This window comes from Porphyromonas sp. C0026D3, from assembly GCF_056590775.1.
In genome coordinates, this window is record NZ_JBWPWU010000001.1 from 315,621 (window position 1) to 338,215 (window position 22,595).

The following is a 22,595-nucleotide window of genomic DNA, read 5'->3' on the forward strand; positions in this document are numbered from 1 at the left end:
GGCTTAGAGGAAGAAACTTCTTAAAATGGTGGCTGCGACAATAAGGAAGATACAGGCTCCAAACCAGCTTGCAGCGGTTTTCGAAGTGTCCGGGTCGCCTGACGAGAACTTTGAATAGACCTTTACCCCGCCGATAAGTCCCACGACCGCACCGATGGCGTAGATGAGTTTCGTGGCAGGGTCAAAATAGGACGTTACCATGTTGGTGGCTTGGTTGATGCCCGACAAGCCGTTGCCTTGGGCAAAGGCGGAATAGGCGGAAAGCAGCAGAACGGCTGCGATAAGAAAATGTCTTTTGGTCATAAATCTTTGTTTTGTGCCGAGAGGATTGGATATGTTCTCTCGACGGGTGAATACTGTTGTTACTTTCGGATTTCAGTGGTGGCTTCTCTCGTATGTCAGCCGTACTCTTTTTCTTTCATCGTCTTTGACTGTTTAATGGGTTTGTTACTATTTGCCCTTGCCCTCAGAGGGAACATAAAGCTCTTCAAAACGGTTGCGGACAATATCGTCTATCGTGGAAGAACGAACTTTGTCGCTTCGGAGTGTTTCCATCAGACGAGTGCCTTCCAATTCGGTCAATGTCTCACCGGCTCTTTGTCGCTCCGCTATGGAAGAGGCGTTTCGGTGTATGACCGACAAGGCTTCCTGCACCCGTGCAAAGTCAATTCCTCCGTCGTATGTCTCCTTTTCAGCGTTCGGCACTGCCACTTCGACCTCTTCCTCTTCTCCTGCCGTTGCCCCATCCGTTTCATACCAGAGGGGAACATCGTCGATTTCAGGAAGTCCTCCCGTATCTCCGGAGTGCTCGTTTCCGTTTTCCATGGCAAATGTAGAACTCTTTTTCCCCGTAGAATCGACTTCCGGATAACTGCGTACTTGTGGCTTCGAGTGGCATATTTGAAAGCGACTTTTACCGATGATTTCAGCCTCGGAAACCTCTTCTGTGAGATCTTCCCTTTTGGCTTTTCGTCTTGCCATTCTCTTTCTCCGTTCGTATCCAAAGAATAGAAGCAAATATAGGAGATAGAGCAGGAATGCTATAAAAACTATTCGGAACATAGGCGGGAGATGATTTCGAGTAGTTCTTTTCCCAAACTATCGGCAAGCCGACCTGATGTTCCGCCTCTTGGAGAACGGAGCGTGCAGATACCCGCCTTGCCGTCAGCGAAGCATGGACGGAAATGTTTGGAATATGGCAAGGAGGTCTGCATAAGTACAGCTCCCGTCTCATCGGCAAGCGTTCGACAGCGTTCTTGGACTTCTTCTTTTTCCCAAGAGCCGACCATGTTACGAAGCAGGCAGAGTTCCTTGATGCTTCCCTTGCCCATGGTTAATACCTGTTCGCCTACAATCTCAATGAAGCGGCGGACGGCATCGGCATCCATCGGATTACCCGTAACGGGAAAGATGACCGCATCCATACGGGTCAATAACTCCACCGTACCTTCGGTTCGCATCAATGGCGGCAGGTCGAAAAAGATACACTTGGGGCGAATTCCCGTATTGAGTCGCTCTGCTTCCTTCCATGTTTTTGCTATGGGGACACAAACAATTGGATAGGGTTGAAGCCATAATGGTTGCCGCATCATATTTTTGAGGCACTTATCGGAAAATCCTTGCTTATTTTGTCCCTCAGTTTCTTTTCCCCTTAGGTAAGCCGTCGTATAGAGCGGATAATTGCAGTCTATTACCGCAACGCTGTATCCTAAATGATAATGAAGGGTACTTGCCGCAAGTACGGTAAGCGTGGTTTTGCCGACACCTCCCAAAGGGGATGCAATGGCGATGTGAATCGGATTGCTCATGATTTTTCTTTTGATGGGTGAATACTATATCTTGATAAATTTGCTGTAATCGAAGTTCCCGGACTGAACCGCCTTGTGAGCTTGATTCATGACACGTTCCAGCAGTTCATGGATACGTCCGCCGGCAACTTTCTCTATCTCTTGGAGCATCGGTGAATCGTGCAACTTACAGATGGTTTCTGCCGCTTTGACCTCTTCCTCTATGGGAACCTCCTTACGGGACAGGACACTTCCCATGTGGTGCAGTTCTTTCGCAGTGATACTTTCTGAGAGAGAATGGCTTTCTCCCTCAAACTCCACCTGAACGTACTCCTCTTCACTCTCCATATCCAGAAGTTCCGAAGATAGAACAGGCTTGCTATTCTCCTCGTCCTCCTCTTCGGGTGTTATGGGAAGTTCGGCCAACAGGACATTCTCCTCTTGTACGAACTCCCGCTTGGGAATACGTATAGTAACAACGACTTTGTCTTTTCCCCGTTCCTTAAAGAAGAGTCTTAAGTCTTGATAGAGTCGCTTGGCTTTTCGATAGAGGTCGTACAGGAAACGCACGACCTGCACGCTGCCGAGATAGGCTAAGCCGACCAGCAGCAGAATGAAAAATGTCTGTTTCATGTCACAATAATTTCTTGAAATTCTGTTCGCTTAACCGGTTGATTTCTTCCTTGTAGTCCTCTAAATGTTTGAGGAGGATATTTTCGACATACATTCCCAGCGTCATTTCCCGCTTCCTGATGAAGAGGACAATCTCCGCCAGCTTATCCTGCAATTCTTTGGAGATGTAGATAGCCTTTCGGTCAAACAAATCATTGCGGTGCATGAAGAGTGATACATAGTCTCCCTTGGCGACATTCCTGCGACGGGTACGAATGGGAGAATGGAATTCTTCCGCCGTTTCTTGGGGTACTTCAGTCATATCGTTTTTCTTTTCCTCGACTGTGGCTGATGCAGCCATCTCACTCTCTTTCTTTTTCATCGGGATACCCTGTGAAATCAATTCCCGAATGGCTACGGGATCGACCTTTCCTTTATTCTTCTCTGCCATAATCTTCTGTTCTAATGATGTTAAGAATATCTTCTACAAGTTCTTTCAATTTGCTGCCTCGCAAAAGGGTGCGGGAAGGAGGAAAGATGGTGGAACGAAACAGTGTCGCCCCATTATCTGTCGCCTCTTTCTTATAGCGTGTCGTATTGGGGACAGCAGTCGGCAAAAGAGGAAGTCCCAATTCGGCAATCACTGTTTCGTACAGCGCATAGAGCGGTGTCTTCTCCCTGCCGTCCACCATGTTCCAGAAAAGGTATATCCCTTTATTCTCCGTCTGTGGATTGTCGGTGATGCCTGTCTTGATGACGGAGGCAAAACTCAGGGTACTCTCCAACGAGATACGGTCTGCGGAGATCGGCGTAAAGATGTAATCCATTCCGGAGAGCGTGTTCACCACACCATCGTTGTTGATGGTGCCGGGCAGGTCAAAGAAGACGAAATCCGTATCCGCTTCATTCGTTTCCAGATATTCCCTGACTGTTTCCACGGCTGTATCTGCCGTTGAACATAGAATGGTGTATGTGGACTTAGACCCACCGGAGAACTGGGCGACAGCCAATTCCTGCAGCGATGGGTTGCGTTCCAAGCCTTGTGCATCACGCTGACGCATGGCATTGATGCTGAATTGCGGATAATCGCAATCCACGACAATCAGATTATACCCGCAAACATAGTGCAGGTAACTTGCTGCCAAGACCGTGAAGGTCGTTTTGCCGACACCACCCTTCTGAGTGGAGAAGGCGATAAAAACAGGTTTCTTTTTCATTTCATTTTCTGTTTAATGGTTTTACATATATGGATGGGAAGGTGTATGCACACCTTGTTTTACTCCTCTGAAAAGGCAGATGGGGAATTGCCGCCATAAGGAAATGGATTTCCATGTGGGCATACCGCCGGAGGCTTTGATAAGGGAATAGAGCCTTACTTGGAGGGGGATTTCCCTCCTTGCCTAAGTATCGGAAAACATGACGGGGGATACACTTGCATACATCCTCCCGCACGTCTCCCATTGTACACTTGTGCAAGTATATACGGAGCTGCTGCCCTATGCCCATTCTCATTCCTATTGCCATACCCTTGGTTGCCTGTTCAAGTAGCTACAAACAGGTGTTTAGACTTGTGGAAGTTGGTATGCCCTCCTACCGGTGAACACCTGTCTGACGGGGCAAATATAGATGTCTTTCAAGCTGTTTTCGCCCCCTTTTTACTAAGTGCGTACTTGTGGCTTCGATTTGGTTGTTTATGGCTTCGTTGCTTGTAACTAACTTATACACAATAGGTAGTAACTTTGCACCCAAGCGATGAGCCGGTGCATTGAAGGCATTAGGAGATATTCTTTTCGAGAAGGTAACGCACCGTCCTTCGGGACGGATTTATTTGCGTCCGTGCAAATAGCAAGGTATGTCTTATGCTGCACGACTTCGTTTTTGCAGCATAAAACCCTTGCTCTTGCAGAGAGCTGAAAAAACTCCGAAGTCGTTTTTTCTTGATAAGAAGAATGCGATGCCTCAAATGCCGGTGATGTCGTGAAACACTAAAATCCATAGTAAACAAATGAGACAAAAGGAAATGAGGAGTATAAGCTCCAAAGAGAAGACGGAGAAGCGTGTTTCCGTTAATTTCACGCCTACCGAATTTGCACAATTCCTATCTATGAAGGAAGTGGCAGGTGTTCAGAGTTTATCGGCATTCATCAAGGCAAGAGTTTTCAACGAGACCTTTCGGGTGATAAAAGTGGATCGCTCGTTGCTCGATTATTATCAGAAACTGACGACTTTGTACGGACAATTTCGCAGTGTCGGAGTGAATTATAATCAAACTGTAGTCGCTTTGAAAAGCAATTTTACGGAGAAGAAAGCCTTTGCGATGCTCGCCAAGTTGGAGAAAATGACACTCGAATTGGCGGTCATCGGAGGGGAAATTGTGCAATTAACCCGAGAATTTCAAGAGAAATGGTCGCAAAAATAAGTTACGGAAGCTCACTATATGGGGCATTGGCGTACAATGGAGAGAAGGTAAACGAAGGTGTAGCAAAGATCTTGGAGACGAATAAGGTGTTCTGTCCTGCCGATGGTGGGCATGATATTACTGCTTGCATGCAAGACTTTATGGCATATATGCCAAGCCAAATTCGCACGAAAAAGCCCATTATTCATATCTCCCTGAACCCGCATCCCGATGACAAGCTCTCCGATGAACAGTTCTCCGTCATTGCATTGGAGTATATTGAGAAGATGGGTTATGGCAATCAGCCTTTCGTGGTCTATAAGCATGAGGACATAGACCGGCATCATCTACACATCGTGACCTTGGCAGTGGATGAGACGGGACGGAAGATTAACGATGGGAATAACTTCTACGCCAGCAAGCGTATCACACGGGAGATGGAGCAAAAGTATGGATTACACCCTGCCGACAGGAAACAATTCAAGGAAGCGTTTCGCTTGCGGAAAGTCCGTCCCGAAGAGGGAAGCCTTAAAAAGCAACTGGTTTCGGTCATCAAACCGGCAGCCAAATTCTACCATTGTCCGAGTTTCAAAGAATACCGAACCTTGCTTTCCACCTATAATATATGTGTGGAGGAAGTTAAGGGAGAAGTACACGGAAAGCCTTACAACGGGCTGGTCTATTTTGTCACGGATGAAAATGGCAAAAAGTTTGGAAATCCATTCAAGTCCTCGGTCTTTGGGAAATCTGTCGGATATGAAGCCCTGCAAAACCGATTCAAGACTGCCAAAGAAAAGTTGAAAGAGAAACAGCTTGCACCTAAAACCAAGTGGGGCGTGGAACAGGCTATGAATCGTTCAGCCACAAGAGAGGATTTTAGGGATAATCTCCATCGCAAGGGTATTGATGTACTCTTCCGTGAAAACGAAGAAGGTAGGCTCTATGGCATCACCTTCATAGACCACAATAACGGATGTGTGGTCAATGGCTCACGATTGGGCAAGGAACTTTCGGCGAATGCCGTAGCAGAATGGTTCGACCGTCCGCACCCCGAACTGTCCGATTCTATACAGCAGAGTGAAAAAAGTAGTCTTTCCCAAACCTCGAACTCGGATGAAGACTCCGTATTGGGAGGTCTGCTTGACCTGCCGTTGGAGGCTCACGGTACGGATTGGGAGGAAGAGCAGTTCAGAAGAAGAATGCAGCGTAAGAAAAGAAAACATCGTAAACTCTAAAAACAACAGACTATGTCACAACAAGAAGATGATTTGAGGGCACTGGCGAAAATTATGGATTTTCTGCGTGCCGTAAGTATTATTTTGGTAGTTGCCCACCTCTATTGGTATTGTTACGAAACCATCAAACTATGGGGACTGAACATCGGTGTGGTGGACAGGATACTGATGAATTTCCATCGCACGGCGGGGCTGTTCGGCAACATGCTTTATACCAAACTCTTTGCGCTGGTACTGATGGGTCTTTCCTGTCTGGGCACGAAAGGCGTGAAAGAGGAGCACATCACTTGGGCGAAAATAGGAGCATTCATGGGCATCGGCTTTGTCTTTTTCTTCCTTAATTGGTGGATACTCGCCTTGCCACTACCCATAGAGGCGAATGCGGCTCTCTATACTTTTACGATAACCGTAGGGTATGTTTGTCTGCTGATGGCGGGACTCTATATGAGCCGGCTCTTGAAGAACAACCTGATGGAGGATGTCTTCAATCAGGAAAACGAATCCTTTATGCAGGAGACAAGGCTATTGGAAAACGAGTACTCGGTCAATCTGCCGACCCGTTTCTATTATCGTAAGAAGTGGAACAAGGGTTGGATAAACGTGGTCAATCCTTTCCGTGCGGTATCCGTCTTGGGAACACCGGGCAGCGGCAAGTCCTATGCCATCATCAACAATTTCATCAAGCAGCAGATTGAGAAAGGCTTTGCGTTATACTGTTATGATTTCAAGTATCCCGACCTCTCCACGATTGTGTATAATCATCTGCTGCATCATTCAAATGGCTATAAGGTCAAGCCGAAGTTTTATGTGATCAACTTCGATGACCCGAGACGGTCGCACCGCTGCAATCCGATACACCCCGATTTCATGAGCGACATATCGGATGCCTATGAATCGGCTTATACGATTATGCTCAACCTGAACAAAACGTGGGTGCAGAAGCAGGGGGATTTCTTCGTGGAGTCGCCCATCGTCCTCTTTGCCGCCATCATCTGGTATCTCCGCATCTTTGAAGGTGGCAAGTACTGCACCTTTCCGCACGCCATTGAGTTTCTCTGCCGCAAGTACGAGGATATTTTCCCGATACTCACCTCTTATCCTGAATTGGAGAACTATCTTTCTCCTTTCATGGACGCTTGGCTCGGAGGGGCGGCAGACCAGTTGCAAGGACAGATAGCCTCTGCCAAGATACCGCTGTCAAGGATGATCAGTCCGCAACTCTATTGGATTATGACGGGAGATGATTTTACATTGGACATCAACAATCCCCAAGCTCCCAAAATCCTATGTGTGGGAAACAATCCCGACAGGCAGAACATCTATGGGGCGGCATTGGGATTGTACAATTCGCGCATTGTCAAACTCATCAATAAGAAAGGAATGCTGAAAAGTTCGGTGCTGATAGACGAGTTGCCTACCATCTATTTCAAGGGATTGGACAACCTGATTGCCACCGCACGAAGCAACAAAGTGGCGGTTTGTTTAGGTTTTCAGGACTTCTCCCAGTTGAAGCGGGATTATGGAGACAAGGAAGCTGCCGTGGTAATGAACACGGTCGGGAACATTTTTTCGGGACAGGTGGTCGGTGAGACGGCAAAGACGCTCTCGGAGAGGTTTGGCAAGGTGCTTCAGAAACGGCAGAGTATGAGCATCACCCGTAGCGACAAGACCACTTCCATCTCCACACAGATGGACAGCCTGATACCTCAGAGCAAAATTTCCACACTCACGCAAGGTATGTTTGTAGGAGCGGTTGCCGATAATTTCTCCGAACGCATCGAACAGAAGATTTTCCACTGTGAGATTGTGGTGGACAATGCGAGGGTGGCAAGGGAAACGGCAGCCTATCGTCCGATACCTGTTCTTACTGACTTTACAAATGAAGATGGAGAGGATATGATGGAACAGGAGATAAAGGCGAACTATGACCGTGTCAAGACGGAGGTGCGGGAAATCGTGGAGCGAGAGTTGCTACGGATAGCTAATGATCCCGAACTATCCAAGCTCTTAACTACCAAGAAATCATAAAAATAAGTGGTAATTTTCTTGGCTCAACAAGTGGATTTTTGTATTTTTGAAGTCGTAAGAATTTGAATCAGATGAATTGCTTTAATCACATAGAACAGCCGGCGATAGCCCGATGTTCCGATTGCGGAAAGGGACTTTGCCCTGAATGTGCAGAAAGGTATGTGCCGATACTTTGCACGCCTTGTTTTCAAAAGAGAAGACAAGGCGAGAAGTGGAGGAGCGTATGTAGTTTGTTACTCTTGGCAGCTCTGTTTGCCATAGGTTTCAAGTGGAACTTTTTGGCGACCAAAGGTTTTGAGGATATGCGATGGATGTCCGGATATACGCTAATGGCGATATGGTCGGGCTATCTCTTTGTGGAAAAGTACATTCCTTATAAAATGGTAGCAGGGACAAACGGGCAGTGGATAGTTTACTACATCCTCAAACTCCTCCTCTTTGTTGTCATCGGAGTCTTTACCGCTCCTTTTACCTGCTTGTGGGCAGTGTTCAGGGTCATAAAGGCTTTTCGGTAAGAGGTACAAGCATACTATAAAGAAGAAAGAATATGAGTACGCACAATATACCGCTCACATCGGCGGAATACCTGAGTTTTAAGGAAGAGATAACAAAGCGAATCCGCTCTGCACAGTATGAGGCATTGAAAGCCGTCAATAAGGAAATGATAACTCTCTATTGGGAGATAGGCAGACGAATTACCGAACAGCAGAAGGCTCTCGGTTGGGGAAAATCCGTTGTGGAAAACCTCTCACAGGACATACAAAAAGAGTTCCCGGGAATCAAGGGCTTCGGAGTTTCCAATATGTGGGACATGGCACGATTTTACGCAGAATATCAATCGAACGAAATTCTCCAACCATTAGTTGGAGAAATTAGCTGGTCGAAGCATATCGTTATTCTGACTAAGTGCAAGGAGACGCAGCAGAGACAGTTCTATATTCTGGCGACTAAGAAATACGGTTGGACTAAGGATGTGCTGATACACAAGATAGAACTGAAAACATATGAGAACTTTTTGCTCGGACAAAGCAACTTTGATACCACGCTGCCCGAAAACATCCGCAACCAAGCGGTGCTTGCCGTAAAAGACGAGTATATGCTGGATTTTATCGGACTGGGAGAGGAACATTCGGAATATGAGTTGGAACAGGCTATCATCAAGAATATCCGCTCTTTTCTGATGGAGTTCGGAACGGACTTTTCTTTTATGGGAAACCAATACCGATTGGAAGTGGATGGCAGGGAGTACTTCATCGACCTGCTGCTTTACAACCGACGCTTGCAGGCAATGATTGCAGTGGAACTGAAAATCGGAGAGTTCAAGCCTGAATATAAAGGAAAGATGGAGTTTTATCTCAATGTACTGAATGATACCGTGAGGCTCCCGCATGAAAATCCTGCCATCGGCATTATCATCTGTAAATCCAAGAGCCGAACGATTGTAGAATATGCCCTCAAAACTTCTACAATGCCTATCGGGGTGGCAACATACAGCCTATCACCCGAATTGCCGGAGGCATACAAGGAACTGCTTCCAACCTCAGAGGCTATAGCCCAAAAGTTGGAAGTGCTTATCAAAGAATGAATGAAGGGAGATATTCCGAATCTGGAATATCTCCCTTTTGATTTACCGCTTCTTGAACTTGCCGCCTTTCAGGTCGCTCTCCACCATACGCTTATTGAGTTTCTCACGGAGTTCGTCAAGGAAATAAGTGCGGCTGTCATCTTTGCGACGCTTCATATTCATATATACGTTGTAGCAGTTCTTTATCTCTATCCCGAAGAGTTCGGAAAGGGCGTCTGCCAATTCTTCCACGCCTATTTCTCCGTTGTTGATACAGTCGCAGGTGTCGAGAGCATAAAGGAGTTCCACTAAATCTGTCGCTTTGCCTGTCCAACGGAGATTGCTGACAGACTTCTGCGGAGCAGGGAACAATCCATGCAACCGCATATCTAGCAGTTTCAGTTCTGTGTCAATGACAAAGAGTAACTCCGATACATTTTTCCCCCATTTCGACTGTTAATCCAGTTCTCGCGTGGATAATCTGCAATTGAAATCGAGTGTAATGCAAGGTTCTAAATAATGAACATACTTTTCTCTCTGTGGCTACGAGCTTTAAGATTTCTCTTATTAAGCAAGCAGTAGCTTTCGTTGTATTTTCAGAGAGTAGCATTTTAAAAGAGTTCTTTTTTACGAGTCTTTTCATATTCCTAATCTATGAATGGTTTTACTATTCTTCTGAAAGAGTAAATACATCTGAATAACATTGAATAGTCAAAACAGATGATAGAGCAAGAGATATGAAAAGAAGATTCTCATCAGGTGTTATCTTCGTTGCCCTTTTAATTTACGGGCAAAGTTCATATGTTTTATTGAGACAAAATATCCGTAAAAAGTATAGTGATACCCCTGTTAAGTTGAATTACAACGAATCAAGATATTGCTTGGGTTTTATCCTGTGATATTTGCAGAAAGCCTCCGTGAAATGACTGAGATTGGCATATCCAATTTTATAGCCTACTTCTGACACCGAGTAGAGGCGAGTGGAAAGCAGTCGTTTTGCCCATTCCATCTTTTCGGATAGGGCATATTCGGCGATAGCTTTTCCAATAACCTGCTTGAAGCACTTTTGTAATTTGGAACTGCTCATATTAGCTTCACGCGCCAATTCGGGAATACTCGGTACATCACTGAGACTTTGAAGAATCTGGCGACGAACACGGAATACTGATTCAACATCATTCAAGTTTAGGTTGGCAAGAGATTTTACTTCCGAACGTTTTTCGATCTTTTCAAAGTACATCGTCAGTAATTCCATAGTTTTTCCATGCAAATGAAGCGTTGAAAAAGGATTGTCGATTTCAGTTATTGATTTAATGTTATCCAAGACCTGTTGCATTGCAGGTGTAATTGTCTCAAACAAATAAAAAGCCTTGTCCGATTGGAGAAGCCGACCGATATAGGTTTCATATGCTGCATCAATCTTTTCAATCCAATCTTTATTGAAAGTCAGTGTAATATTTTCGTATCGTTTCTTTGGTGGAAAACTCCACTCAGTCGGAATGCTGCTTGAAGGCATAAAGATGCCATCGAGCGTGTCCACTCCGACCGTTTTAGTACTTGTTCCAATTATCTGCTCGTGCTTATGCTCATTGATATAGAACATCACAGGAATCCATTTCGACTTTTCCACCGAGCGACGTACCATAGTTATCGGCTCGTATGCTATGAAATTGATGTAAGTCAATGTGAGCCATGGCAGGGGATAATACTGTTTGAAAAATCCACTACCCATAGAAGAAGGAATAGTAAATCCATCGTTTATTACTGATGTACCAAATTGCTCGGCAACCATCTCCATCCAATCTTCGGGTTTGTTGATGGCACAAAATTCTATAGTCATATTTTATGTCTTTTTGCAAAGTTACAAACAAATACGGATAAAAACTCGAATTATCACAAGTTTTTATCCGTATTACTCTTAGAAAAGGACCAATAGCTCCATGAGAAATGTTTTTAATGGGAGCTTATTCAAATGCGATTAAACTTGAAGGTACTCCTATGGTGGTAACAACTGGTCTTTGCGAGCATTCCCCCGTTTTGGTATTGTAAGTATAGTATCCTGTGCCTTCTTTGCACGTCATACCAAAGACTATAAAATCCTTATATCGTGTACAAGCAAAAGCTCCCATGCTTGTGGTCAATGGAAGATCGAGTTTTTCGATGGTTTTATTCCAAAGATTGATTTTAACCGGTTGATAGTTGAAATCAAGAATTGATGATTGCATAAGGTCATTGTGTTGAGTGTAAGCAGGGATGTTAATACAAGCATATGCTATTCCACCTCCTGCATAATAGAACGGAAGGATATAGGCAGCATCAGTGTCTAGACCTGTTACTTTTGTTTTGGATAATTGGAAGTAATAATCCTTATCCCATTCATCAGTTCCTTTTTTTATACGTAAGAAGCCGTCTTTCAAAGGATTCATCCCATCCATGCCTATACTGTAGAAGTAGATGTCTCCATGTTCGTCCTTGATAGCCGAGGAATGACGAAAAAGTCCTACAGATGCAGTTCGATTGTCTTTAATTACCTTTTCTACCGTGTTTGTCTTCAAGTCAATGATGGCAACCTCTGCTCCCGTTCCGGGCCATGAGGTGTGAGGTGAATTTTTCTGATTAAGAGAGACGTAAAGTTTTCCATCACGGATTACATTGCATCCCGGGTCGGGATTATTGTCATTCGTTGCATATTTTGCAAGATCAATCTCATCTTTTTGCTGCATTGTTTGAGGATTGAATATGCCAATCTTCCCTCGTTTACTGAGCGATACATAGGCTGTTTCATTATTGAAGAAAGCAATTTCTCCCGGACGAGAGTCCTGCCCAAAAGTCATTGTCTGACCTTTCACCAAATGTCCTTTGGTATCTCTAGTGAATTGATGAATTTTATCGCCCCACACTCCTTCGGCAATCAATACTATATTGCCATGGACAAAGGGATAAGTACCGAAGCCGAACTCGTATGTATTTTTATTGTTGACCTCTTTCTGCAAGAGATCCGAGAATGTCCCCAAATAGTCGGTCTTTTGGTCAATCTGATTGATAAAGACAAAATGCTGCTGCACCTCTTGAGGGGTAGGCGTAGGTTCATCATTTTTGTTACAAGATGTCAGCCCTATGACGCCGACCAGCATAGCGGAAAAGGCTATGCGATTGAAAATTGTTGTATTCATCTTTTATATTTGTTAAATTAGAAAATTCCTTTCGAGAAGACGTACCTGAATTTGAGGTGGAATGTCCGTCCTGCCAATGGTTGGCGGAACTGGTCCCAGACCTCTTTGTTCATTATATTATGGCATTCCAAGGCTACGGAATATTTGTTTTTGTAGGTCAGTAGCAGACCTATGTCATTGACGAAACTGCGGGGAATACGTCGTTTCTGCAATTCGGTTAGTTCCCAGAAATAGAAGAACTCCTCAGTAAATTTGCCGTCCCAGAAAGCCTTGACATACCAATTCTTGAATAACCGGTCGCTGTGATACTCCGCCCCGAAGTTGGCGAATAAATAGGGAATGTTCGGCAGTCGCAATCCTTTTGTCGGATTGGGGGCTTGGGTACCGGGTAAATAGTTCAAGACATCGCGCACATCTTGATAAGTCAGATTTCCGTAGGCATAGACCGTTGGTGAGATGTCCAGTTTTAATTCGGTTTCTATACCTTTAATATGTACCTTTTCTGCGTTCACATATCCGGCTGCCATGTGCTGTTTCATCAGTTTTATCATATCACTTACCTGCATATAAAAGCCGTTCACTTCAAACTGCAATCGCGATAAGCCGAGTATGTCGTTTTTATCTATCAAGAAGCCCAGATTGAAGTTGTGGCTTTTCTCCGGTTTCAATCCAGCAGCAGGAAAGGTGATGATACCATCGCCGAACAACTCTTGCGAATTGGGGAGGCGTATTGCCCGCTGGTAAGATGCTTTCAGATGAAAACCTCTGAAAGGCTCGTATTTTATTGCCTCTATCCAGCCGATTTGTGAGGTCGTATTGTTCTTTTTCTTCGGAGCCTCAATCATCTCGTATGAAGTCAAATCTTCTATCTCGGAATGGAGGTGGAAATACTTTGCGGAGAGCATATTCGTCAGTTTCTTGTCAAAGAGTTTTGCCTCCCAAGTCAACCCCGATACGACACTGGTCTTTTTACTGGGAAATCCCCCGATGACAAAACCTGCATGCTGACTTGCAATGTTATCGCTCGGTTGTCTTCGTGCATAGTTAATGAGTGTGTTCAGATTCAAACTGTGATTGGCAGACAATCTGTAATCAAGATTGATACGTTCGTTGATTTCCAATCCTTTGTCGTTTGAGTTATGAGGGACGTCCCCCGTTTCTCCCATTCCGTTCGGACTCGGATATATGTTTCCCTCGAAATCGTGATTAACTCGTGCCGTATCCACAAAATTGTTTGTTGTATGCGAGAGGGAGAAATGGGACTCAAAGTGAAGGCGGTCGTTCAGCATTCCGCTTTTTATCAGTTTGTTTTCCAACATAAACATTCCTGATTGGTCTTCGGCGTGTTGTATGTTTTTTAAGATGCCTTGGATTTCATTGAAACGATTATAGTACCCGAACTCGGTACTAATCTCATTGAACCAAAGTTTCGTGAAAGCAATTTTTCCTTTCAACATATACGAACGAAAACGGTCATGGTCACGCCTTACCAACAGATTCTCTCTCTCGGGAACTCTGAAAGAGTAGTCATTCTTTGCAGATGTATAATAACCTCCCGCACCGAGCAGAATGCCACTCTTTGGAAAATTCTTGCGAGAGAAGACGCTTCCTTTGTGTGTTTGATAAGAACCTAATTCATACGAGGCATCTAAATAATCCGTACTAAACTCTTTCGTAACGATATTGACAGCGCCTCCCAATCCATCGCAACCGAAACGGGCAGGAATGATACTCTTATAGACTTCTATTCTTTCTATAATGTCTATCGGAATTTCATCAAGAGAAAAAGCCCCATCAGAAGTACTCATTGGTATTCCGTCCCATAAGATTTGAATGCGGTTTCCTTCCAATCCATGAACAATAATTCTCGAACTGCTCCCCAAACCACCGGTATGCCCGACTTTCAAACCTATGGTTTTATTCAAAACGGTTTCTAACGAAATAGATCTGCCTTGAAGTTCTTTCGCATTTATTACAGAAACTGCTTCAGGCGACTCTCTGAGAACTTGTGTTCTTGTTTTCCCAACTACGACTACATCTGCCAGCTCTGTTGATTCCGGGAGTAGTTTTATGGTATAACGCTTCCCATTTGCAGTAATCGTATCGGTAATAGACTGATAGCCGACATAACTTACCATAAGCATAAGTTTTTGATTACTTGATGCATTTAGTTTTGCAATGCCTTTCCTATTTGTAGTCGTACCATTCGTGTACGTTGGAGCATTCAAACCTTTCCATTGTATGGTGGCAAATTCTATGTTGTCTCCAGTCTCTGCATCAATAACTTTTATTTCAGTTGGTTGCAGTTGTGCAAACATAGGATAAGACCACAACAATAGAAATCCGACAATGAGCATTCTTTTATATAAATGGACTATTGAGCTGATTGACATATCTTATTTGTTTATGAAATTCTGTGCAAAGGTACTTACCTGCCGAGTAAATAAATACCCCCGCTGTTCACGCTTATGCCCCTGTTGTGTTTATATGCGTGCAAATTGTTGTTTGGGGGTAGTGTAATGCTTATCGGGGTTATTTTACCCATGTTCGTTGCCGTACCTTTGCAGCAGAAAAATCAAAACGACACATATATGGATAAACAAAAAGTCAGACCTCTTGATGAGGAACGGGAGAGCCGCAGTCTGCTCTCCAATGCAGTGGTCATATTGCACCTTATTTTTGGTACACTCCCTATACTGCTGGTAGTATGGGCAGTGGATAAGTTGATGAATGGCACGCTCTCTCCCATAATAGTTTCGGGTATTGGAGGAATAATGGTACTATTCGCACTGCTTCGGGGAGTATTCTATGGAACATCGATTTGGCGGGCACACCGGTCGGCTTACAATGCCCTTACACGATTGAGGTTGCGTATCATAAGTCATCTGCAACGCTTGCCACTCGGTTTCTTTCAAGAACGGAAAGTTGGCGAATTGGTGAATATTATCAACCACGATGTGGAACAAATTGAAATTTATTTAGCGCACGGATTACCTGAAATCCTTTCGGCTACGCTTTTTCCTGCCTTACTCTGGATAATCATTATGGTGTTGGACTGGCGTTTGGGGCTGTCGCTCATTTCTCTTTTGCCTGTAGCATTTCTTCTGCAAATGGCTGTCAAAACACTTTGGGGAAAGAACTTTCAACACTTTATGGAAAGTACGCAAAAAATGTCGGAAGACCTTTTGGAATATGTGGCTACCATATCGGTAATCAAGGCTTTCAGTAACGAGGAAAACAGAACGGTACGGGTACTTGGCGGTATGCGCGATTATATTCATTGGGTGAAGCGGAGCATGTTCAGCGTTACTGTTCCGATGGCGCTCATAACGATGTTCTTGGAAGGTGGTATCGTGGTAATGACCCTTGTCGGGCTATGGCTGATGACTTCGGGCGAACTGACGGTGGCACGTTTTATCCTTGCCCTGATATTGGGCGGACTATTCTCGTCCTCCTTTGCTAAGTTGGCAACATTCCAACATTTCCGAATCGTCTATGGTCAGTCGTTGGCAAAAGTACAGTCCATTACAGAGGTACAGACAAAGGAAACTGCGGACAAGAAAACAGATACGACACAGACGGATGTTTGTTTCGAGCATGTTACGTTCTCCTATCCAAACAAGGAAGACAATGCGCTGAAAGATGTATGTCTTCAATTTCCGAGAGGAAGCCATACTGCAATCGTGGGCGAATCCGGGTCGGGAAAAACCACGCTGGCAAGTTTGATGATGGGGTTCTGGCAACCCCAAACAGGTACTATACGACTGGGAGGAGAGAATATTACGGAACTCTCCGAACGTAATATCGCTGATTATTTTTCGATGGTACAGCAGGAGGTTTTTCTCTTTAACACAACCATTCGGGATAATATCCGTATAGGAAGACCAACCGCCACACAAAAGGAAGTGGAAATGGCAGCACAGCGTGCTCGTATTCATGATTTTATCATGGGCTTGCCGAATGGTTATGATACGCTGGCAGGCGAAGCCGGCGTAAAATTCTCCGGCGGAGAAAAACAGCGTATTTCCATTGCCCGAATATTGCTCAAAGACTCTCCAATAGTTATTCTCGATGAAGCTACTGCCGCATTGGACGGAGAGAATGAGAAACTAATTCAAGAAGCTCTTGATGAATTGCAGCGCAACAAGACCGTCATTGCGATTGCTCACCGTCTCAATACCATTCAGGATATGGAGCGTATTGTTGTGATGGACAAAGGGCAGGTTGTGTCGAAAGGAACACACCAAGAACTGATGAAAGACTGTTCTCTGTACCGCAATATGACGGAAACACAGGAACAAGTAAGTAAATGGCAATTAAAAGAAGAGGAGGAATAAGAATGGTACGCAATATACTGAATGAATTGACCGCTCGCGGAGTGCGGCATCTGATTATCTCCGCACTGTTTTTCGTGGTTTATGCCCTTTGCGGCACGGCGATAATGCTCACAGTCTTGTTTCTCATCAACCGTCATATACAGGGAGAAAGCATCTCTTTCATTTTGGCAGCATGGGTACTCGGCAGTCTGCTGGTCTTGAAAACCATATCCAATGCCATTGCCGATATGAGTAAGCATTTTGCCGGATTTGATCTTGTGGAACGTATCCGCGAGAAAATCATATTGAAACTGAAAATGTTTTCACTCGGTTTCTATACCAATGAGCGTCTGGGAGAGATAAGTACAGTCATTCACAAAGACGTCGATAATATGGAGATGGTTGTGGGTCATCTTTGGACGCGAATGTCCGCCGACTTCATTGTAGCTCTGATACTCGGCGTCGGGCTGTTCTGTGTGGACTGGCGCATGGGATTGACGATGGTTGCCATTCTTCCCATTGCCCTATTTTCTCTGTATCGGGGCATTCGTTCGGGAATGAAAGCACAGGAGGAGGCACAGGATAATCTGGCGGATATGGTCAGTCTCTTCGTGGAATATGTCAAGGGCATACCCGTGCTGAAAGTGTTTGGTGGAAAAGGAATGTTCCGTGACAGACTCGACCACTCTGTCAGTGAATTTGGAGAAAGCAGTAAGAATATTTCCCGTTTGGCTGCTGTAAGTGTGGGTAGATACACTTTTTTGATAGAATTGGCTTTCGCTCTGATGGCTACAATCGGTCTTTGGTGGACACAGCAAGGTGAACTTTCTCTTTTCGCTTATCTGATGTTCGTCATCGTCTCAAAAGAATTCTACAAGCCTTTTGTCAATATGGAAAGTCATTGGCTGAATTACATCAAGGTAAAGGACAGCTACGGACGCATTTCCCATTTGTTGAATGCCCCTGTTATCACCAATCCTGAACAGCCGAAAACAGCAACCCATTTCAATCTTTCCTTTGACAAAGTTGGTTTCCATTATGAGAAGGAAGGTTTTGAGATGAAAGATCTCACGTTCCATGTTCCCGAAGGAACGGTAACGGCACTTGTTGGCTCGTCAGGTTCTGGTAAAACAACCATTACCAACCTGTTACTCCGTTTCTGGGAACCGCAGACCGGCAGTATTCGTATCGGTGGTATAGACATTCGAGAAATGGACTATGATTATCTACTCGGTAAAATCAGTGTAGTGATGCAGAATGTTATTCTCTTTTCAGATACCATTGCCAATAATATCAAAGTGGGCAACCGCAATGCTACGCAGGAAGAAATCGAGGAAGCTGCACGACGGGCGATGATACACGATTTTATCGTCAGTCTGCCGGAAGGTTATGAAACAAAAATCGGAGAAAACGGTTTGGGACTATCTGGAGGGCAGAAACAAAGGCTTTCAATCGCCCGTGCGTTCCTAAAAGATGCTCCCATCATTCTTTTGGACGAGATAACGAGCAATGTCGATCCTGTCAATGAATATAAGATACAACAGGCGATGTCCGCCCTTATCCGAAATCGTACAGTTTTGGTCATAGCCCATCACCTGCAAACCATTCGCAATGCTAATCAGATTATCGTGATGGACAAGGGACGCATTGTAGAGAACGGGACGCATTCAGAACTTGCAGCAAAAGACGGAATGTACTGCAAACTATTGTCGATGCAATAATTTAATCAATAAAAAATATGGAGGTATGGTGTTGAGTCATACCTCTTTTTTTGCCACTTTCATCCATATCAATGCCACAAGTACGCAGTTATTTCCAACTGCTAATATGCACAGTTTCTTTGATTTACCTTTGTTCATACACCGCTGTTGGTGTCATTAAATACATTGTAATATGGACGAAAAAATCAAAGACCAAGAAGTCCTTTTGGTGAAAGACCCCAAGGACGAGAATCTCAAAGCCGTCTCAGGGACGGACGAGAAAGGCGGACTGAAAACTGTACCGCCTACCGCCGAACATGAGCAGAGTTTCTTGAAGTTCGACAAGCACAGCAACGCCTTGGAGAATTTCCTCTCCAACTTCATGCGGCAGTTCAAGAACCCCACACAATTTCACTTCTTCAAAGTCCCCTTCGAGGGTGTTGTTGCCAGCGCACGGGTTCTCGCCGAGATGCTCAAAGCTCCGGATGTCCCCTCCAACAAGGAGATGCTGGACTCTGCCCGTGTGATTCCTTCGGACTATGCAGGAGAGCAGAAGCGGACCTTTCAGGAGATAGACCCCGAGAAGATTGACTGGGAGCAGTTCTCCAAGATGGGCGTGAGCCGTGAGAGCCTTGAAAAGGGCAAGGAGCTTGAAGCCATGCTAAAATACCGAAAATCACCCCACCTTGTCCCCATCAGCGTAAAAATCGGAGACGTAGCTCTCCATACGGACGCACGCCTTTCATTACGTGAGACAGAGGACGGCAGATTTATCCCCGTTGTCCACGCCATCCGCAAGGAGCCTCAGTTGGAGCGGGAGTTCTTCGGGCACACCTTCACCGACGAGGACAAGAATGCCCTGAGAGAAACGGGCAACCTCGGACGTACCGTGGAACTGACCTTTCCCAATAGCGATAAACCCACCCGCAGTTTCGTGAGTATCGACCGACTGACCAACGACATCATCGCTTTGAGTGCCGATAAAGTTCGTATCCCTGATGAAATCAAGGGCGTAAAACTGAGCGAAGAGCAGAAGAAGGATTTGTCGGAAGGCAAGAGCATCTATGTGGAGGGAATGACAGCCAAGACGGGAAAGAGTTTCAACGCCAACCTCCAGTTCAACGCCGACAAGCGGGCAATTGAATTTCGTTTCGGCTCACCCAAGCAAAGCCAAGGACAGCAGCAAGACAGCCGTAAAGCAGAAAATCAGGAGAAGCGGCAAGGAGTCCGCATACCCAAGAAGTTGTTGGGAAGGGAGGTCTCGCCGGAAGAGCAAGCCAAGCTCAAGGAAGGCGGAACGGTCTATATGGAAGGCTTGAAAGACAAGCAGGGACAGCCGTTCAACGCATACGTCCGTGCCAACTTTGAGAAGGACAAGTTCGATTTCTTCAAATGGAATCCCGACAAGCCCCAAGCCAAAGAAGTTGTTCCCGACAACGCCTCCAAGACACAGGTAGCCGTCAATTCCGAAGGCAAGACCAACGAAGCGACGAAGCATGTGAAAGAGCCTCTGAAAGAAGGACAGACACAGCCCACCGCCGAGCAGAAAGAAGAGAAGCAGGAACAGAAGCGTTCCAAGGGAATGAAAATGTAATCCGCCACCACTAACATCCAAAAGTAAAATCGTATGAAAGTCATCATAGCAGAAAAACCGAGCGTAGCCCGTGAGATAGCCCGCGTCGTTCGGGCAACAAACAGAAAAGAGGGCTATATAGAAGGCAGTAACTACACCGTCACATGGGCATTGGGACACCTGATAACGGCGGCCATGCCCGAAGCCTACGGCTTCAAAGGTTTTCACAAGGAGAACCTTCCGATTCTTCCTCCCGTCTTTACCCTTATTCCCCGCCAAGTCAAGAGCGGTAAAGGCTACAAGGCAGACCCGAGTGTCGTTGCCCAGCTCAAAGTCATTGAAAAACTCTTCAAAGCGGCAGAGAGCATCATCGTAGCCACCGACGCAGGACGTGAGGGTGAGTTAATATTCAGATTCATCTACGAGTATCTTGGCATCGCCAAGCCTTTTGAGCGACTCTGGATCAGTTCGCTCACGGACAAAGCCATTCGGGAAGGACTTGCCCATCTCAAAAGCGGAGCCGAGTACGACAATCTTTACTATGCCGCCCGAGCACGCAGCGAAGCCGACTGGCTCGTGGGCATCAATGCCACCCAAGCCGTTTCCATAGCGGCAGGTTATGGCACCTACTCGTTAGGCAGGGTACAGACTCCGACGCTCTGCATGGTCTGCTCCCGCTTCTGGGAAAATAAAAAGTTTACGCCACAACCGTTTTGGCAGCTAAGCCTTTCCGTAAAGGACGGCGATGAAAACTTCCGTTTCTCTAATCCCGAACGTTGCTTCAACAAGGAAGAAGCCACCGCCTTGTATGAGAAGATCAAAGCCGCCTCTCACATCACAATAGAAACGATAGTCCGCAAGGAGGCGAAGCAGGAACCGCCTCTTTTGTACGACCTGACCACCTTGCAGAAGGAAGCCAACAGCCGACACCGTTATTCGGCAGAACAGACCCTCACGCTGGCACAGAAACTTTATGAAAGAGGATACATTACCTATCCGCGCACCGGAAGTCGTTATATCTCGGAGGATGTCTTCGAGGAAATCCCCGCATTGATTGCCTTCCTGCACGACCATCCCGTATGGGGTATCCATACCCGTAACCTTTTCGTCCTCAATGCCCGGTCGGTAAACGGGAAGAAAGTGACCGACCACCACGCCCTGCTCATCACGGGCAAAAAGCCGATAGATGTATTCGGAGAGGAAGCGGTCATCTACAATATGATTGCGGGGCGTATGCTGGAAGCCTTCTCCCCTCGGTGTGAAAAAGACGTTACCACCGTAACCGCCTTGTGCGAAGGTGTAAAGTTCACGCTCAAAGGAGAAATCATCAGGCAGGAAGGCTGGCGTAGCATCCTTAAAAACGAGAAAGGCAAAGACAAGGAACAGCTCGAAGCCGAAGAGCGAGAAAGCCGTGAGAATGGCGAAGGAGTCCTCATTCCGGAATGGAACGAAGGCATGCAACTTGCCATTTCCGCCTGTTCGTTGGCACAAGGGACAACCAAGCCCAAACCGCTACACACGGAAAGTTCCTTACTTTCTGCAATGGAGACGGCAGGCAAGGAGTTGGAAGACGAGGAACTGCGTGTCTGTCTGAAAGATTGCGGCATCGGCACTCCTGCCACCCGTGCCGCCATCATCGAAACGCTCTTTACCCGCGAGTATATGGTACGTAAGGAGAAGTCGCTCGTGCCTACCGAAAAAGGACTTGTCCTCTATTCCATCGTCAAGGAAATGAAAATCGGCAATGCCGAGATGACCGGGCAGTGGGAGGCAGACTTGGCGAAGATAGAACGTGGAGAGATGAAGGAAAAAGATTTCCGCAAGGACATCGAGTCTTATGCCACGCAGATTACCGACGAACTGCTCTCGTCCAAAATCCTCTTCCCTCAAAGGCGAAGCGACATCCATTGCCCCAAGTGCGGTAAGGGTACGATGGTATTTCATTCCAAATGTGCCAAATGTTCGGATGCCGATTGCGGATGGACGCTTTTCCGCACCGTTGCGGGCAAAAGCCTTACGGACGAACAGCTGACCCAGTTAGCTGTAAATGGGGAAACCGGCATCATCAAGGGCTTTACCTCCAAGGCAGGCAAGCGGTTCGAGGCTTCGCTCTCGTTAGACGGGGACTTCAAAACGGTTTTTGTCTTCCCCGAACGCAAGAAAACGGGCAAATCCCGAAGATAAATCCCCGTAAATTGCTAATTTTGCC

General features: G+C 45.7%; 19 protein-coding genes. 9 read left to right on the top strand and 10 right to left on the bottom strand.

Annotation, left to right across the window (positions count from 1 at the left end; genetic code table 11):
- Window positions 1-3 precede the first annotated feature (3 nt).
- The 6 genes from AC1EK1_RS01320 to AC1EK1_RS01345 form a co-directional block, all read right to left on the bottom strand.
- Window positions 4-303: a DUF4134 domain-containing protein gene (locus AC1EK1_RS01320; protein ID WP_004365102.1), complete on the bottom strand. Its 300-nt coding sequence runs from the start codon at window positions 301-303 to the stop codon at window positions 4-6.
- 147 nt (window positions 304-450) lie between these two features.
- Window positions 451-1,062: a hypothetical protein gene (locus tag AC1EK1_RS01325; RefSeq protein ID WP_036878918.1), complete on the bottom strand. Its 612-nt coding sequence runs from the start codon at window positions 1,060-1,062 to the stop codon at window positions 451-453.
- Entirely contained in the window at window positions 1,050-1,808 is a 759-nt protein-coding gene (locus tag AC1EK1_RS01330) for a ParA family protein (protein WP_023058465.1), read from the bottom strand. The genes AC1EK1_RS01325 and AC1EK1_RS01330 overlap by 13 nt, the downstream gene beginning before the upstream one ends.
- Window positions 1,809-1,832: 24 nt before the next feature.
- Entirely contained in the window at window positions 1,833-2,420 is a 588-nt protein-coding gene (locus AC1EK1_RS01335) for a hypothetical protein (RefSeq protein ID WP_023058486.1), read from the bottom strand.
- A 1-nt stretch (window position 2,421) separates the two neighbouring features.
- On the bottom strand, window positions 2,422-2,850 hold the full coding sequence (locus AC1EK1_RS01340; protein ID WP_004365107.1) for a DUF3408 domain-containing protein: 429 nt from the start codon (window positions 2,848-2,850) through the stop codon (window positions 2,422-2,424).
- Window positions 2,834-3,616, bottom strand: coding sequence for a ParA family protein (locus tag AC1EK1_RS01345; protein ID WP_023058466.1), 783 nt, complete (start codon window positions 3,614-3,616; stop codon window positions 2,834-2,836). The genes AC1EK1_RS01340 and AC1EK1_RS01345 overlap by 17 nt, the downstream gene beginning before the upstream one ends.
- A 788-nt stretch (window positions 3,617-4,404) precedes the next feature.
- On the opposite strand from AC1EK1_RS01345, the gene mobA reads away from it, so the two are divergent.
- The 5 genes from mobA (at window position 4,405) to AC1EK1_RS01370 (ending at window position 9,645) form a co-directional block, all read left to right on the top strand.
- Window positions 4,405-4,818 carry a conjugal transfer protein MobA gene (gene mobA, locus AC1EK1_RS01350; protein ID WP_036873522.1) on the top strand — a complete coding sequence of 138 codons (414 nt, stop codon included), beginning with the start codon at window positions 4,405-4,407 and terminating at the stop codon, window positions 4,816-4,818.
- Window positions 4,803-6,032 (top strand): conjugal transfer protein MobB, encoded by a 1,230-nt coding sequence (gene mobB, locus AC1EK1_RS01355; protein WP_023058425.1) that lies wholly within the window; start codon window positions 4,803-4,805, stop codon window positions 6,030-6,032. Before mobA ends, mobB begins: the two co-directional genes overlap by 16 nt.
- A 12-nt stretch (window positions 6,033-6,044) precedes the next feature.
- Window positions 6,045-8,060 carry a conjugal transfer protein MobC gene (mobC, locus tag AC1EK1_RS01360; RefSeq protein ID WP_023058402.1) on the top strand — a complete coding sequence of 672 codons (2,016 nt, stop codon included), beginning with the start codon at window positions 6,045-6,047 and terminating at the stop codon, window positions 8,058-8,060.
- 311 nt (window positions 8,061-8,371) lie between these two features.
- A complete protein-coding gene (locus AC1EK1_RS01365) occupies window positions 8,372-8,575 on the top strand; it encodes a permease of the drug/metabolite transporter (protein WP_196491339.1) in 204 nt (67 codons plus the stop codon).
- Window positions 8,576-8,607: 32 nt separating this feature from the next.
- Entirely contained in the window at window positions 8,608-9,645 is a 1,038-nt protein-coding gene (locus AC1EK1_RS01370) for a PDDEXK nuclease domain-containing protein (RefSeq protein WP_023058422.1), read from the top strand.
- 42 nt (window positions 9,646-9,687) lie between these two features.
- Here AC1EK1_RS01370 and AC1EK1_RS01375 read toward each other — a convergent pair whose 3' ends face one another.
- The 4 genes from AC1EK1_RS01375 to AC1EK1_RS01390 all read right to left on the bottom strand — a co-directional run bounded on the left by AC1EK1_RS01375 (window position 9,688) and on the right by AC1EK1_RS01390 (window position 15,190).
- Window positions 9,688-10,011, bottom strand: coding sequence for an RteC domain-containing protein (locus tag AC1EK1_RS01375; RefSeq protein WP_023058485.1), 324 nt, complete (start codon window positions 10,009-10,011; stop codon window positions 9,688-9,690).
- 472 nt (window positions 10,012-10,483) lie between these two features.
- Window positions 10,484-11,464: a helix-turn-helix domain-containing protein gene (locus AC1EK1_RS01380; protein WP_023058437.1), complete on the bottom strand. Its 981-nt coding sequence runs from the start codon at window positions 11,462-11,464 to the stop codon at window positions 10,484-10,486.
- A 124-nt stretch (window positions 11,465-11,588) separates the two neighbouring features.
- Window positions 11,589-12,797: an NHL repeat-containing protein gene (locus AC1EK1_RS01385; protein ID WP_023058479.1), complete on the bottom strand. Its 1,209-nt coding sequence runs from the start codon at window positions 12,795-12,797 to the stop codon at window positions 11,589-11,591.
- Window positions 12,798-12,814: 17 nt separating this feature from the next.
- Entirely contained in the window at window positions 12,815-15,190 is a 2,376-nt protein-coding gene (locus AC1EK1_RS01390) for a TonB-dependent receptor (protein ID WP_036873531.1), read from the bottom strand.
- Between the two features lie 198 nt (window positions 15,191-15,388).
- Between AC1EK1_RS01390 and AC1EK1_RS01395 the strand changes: the two genes are divergently transcribed.
- The 4 genes from AC1EK1_RS01395 (at window position 15,389) to AC1EK1_RS01410 (ending at window position 22,570) form a co-directional block, all read left to right on the top strand.
- Entirely contained in the window at window positions 15,389-17,134 is a 1,746-nt protein-coding gene (locus AC1EK1_RS01395) for an ABC transporter ATP-binding protein (RefSeq protein ID WP_036878971.1), read from the top strand.
- Between the two features lie 2 nt (window positions 17,135-17,136).
- The gene (locus AC1EK1_RS01400) at window positions 17,137-18,834 is read left to right on the top strand and encodes an ABC transporter ATP-binding protein (protein WP_023058494.1); all 1,698 of its coding nucleotides are present in this window, start codon (window positions 17,137-17,139) and stop codon (window positions 18,832-18,834) included.
- A 172-nt stretch (window positions 18,835-19,006) separates the two neighbouring features.
- Window positions 19,007-20,407 (top strand): DUF3945 domain-containing protein, encoded by a 1,401-nt coding sequence (locus AC1EK1_RS01405; RefSeq protein ID WP_023058451.1) that lies wholly within the window; start codon window positions 19,007-19,009, stop codon window positions 20,405-20,407.
- 33 nt (window positions 20,408-20,440) lie between these two features.
- Window positions 20,441-22,570, top strand: a complete 2,130-nt coding sequence (locus tag AC1EK1_RS01410) for a type IA DNA topoisomerase (protein WP_023058387.1) — start codon at window positions 20,441-20,443, stop codon at window positions 22,568-22,570.
- The last annotated feature ends 25 nt before the right edge of the window (window positions 22,571-22,595 follow it).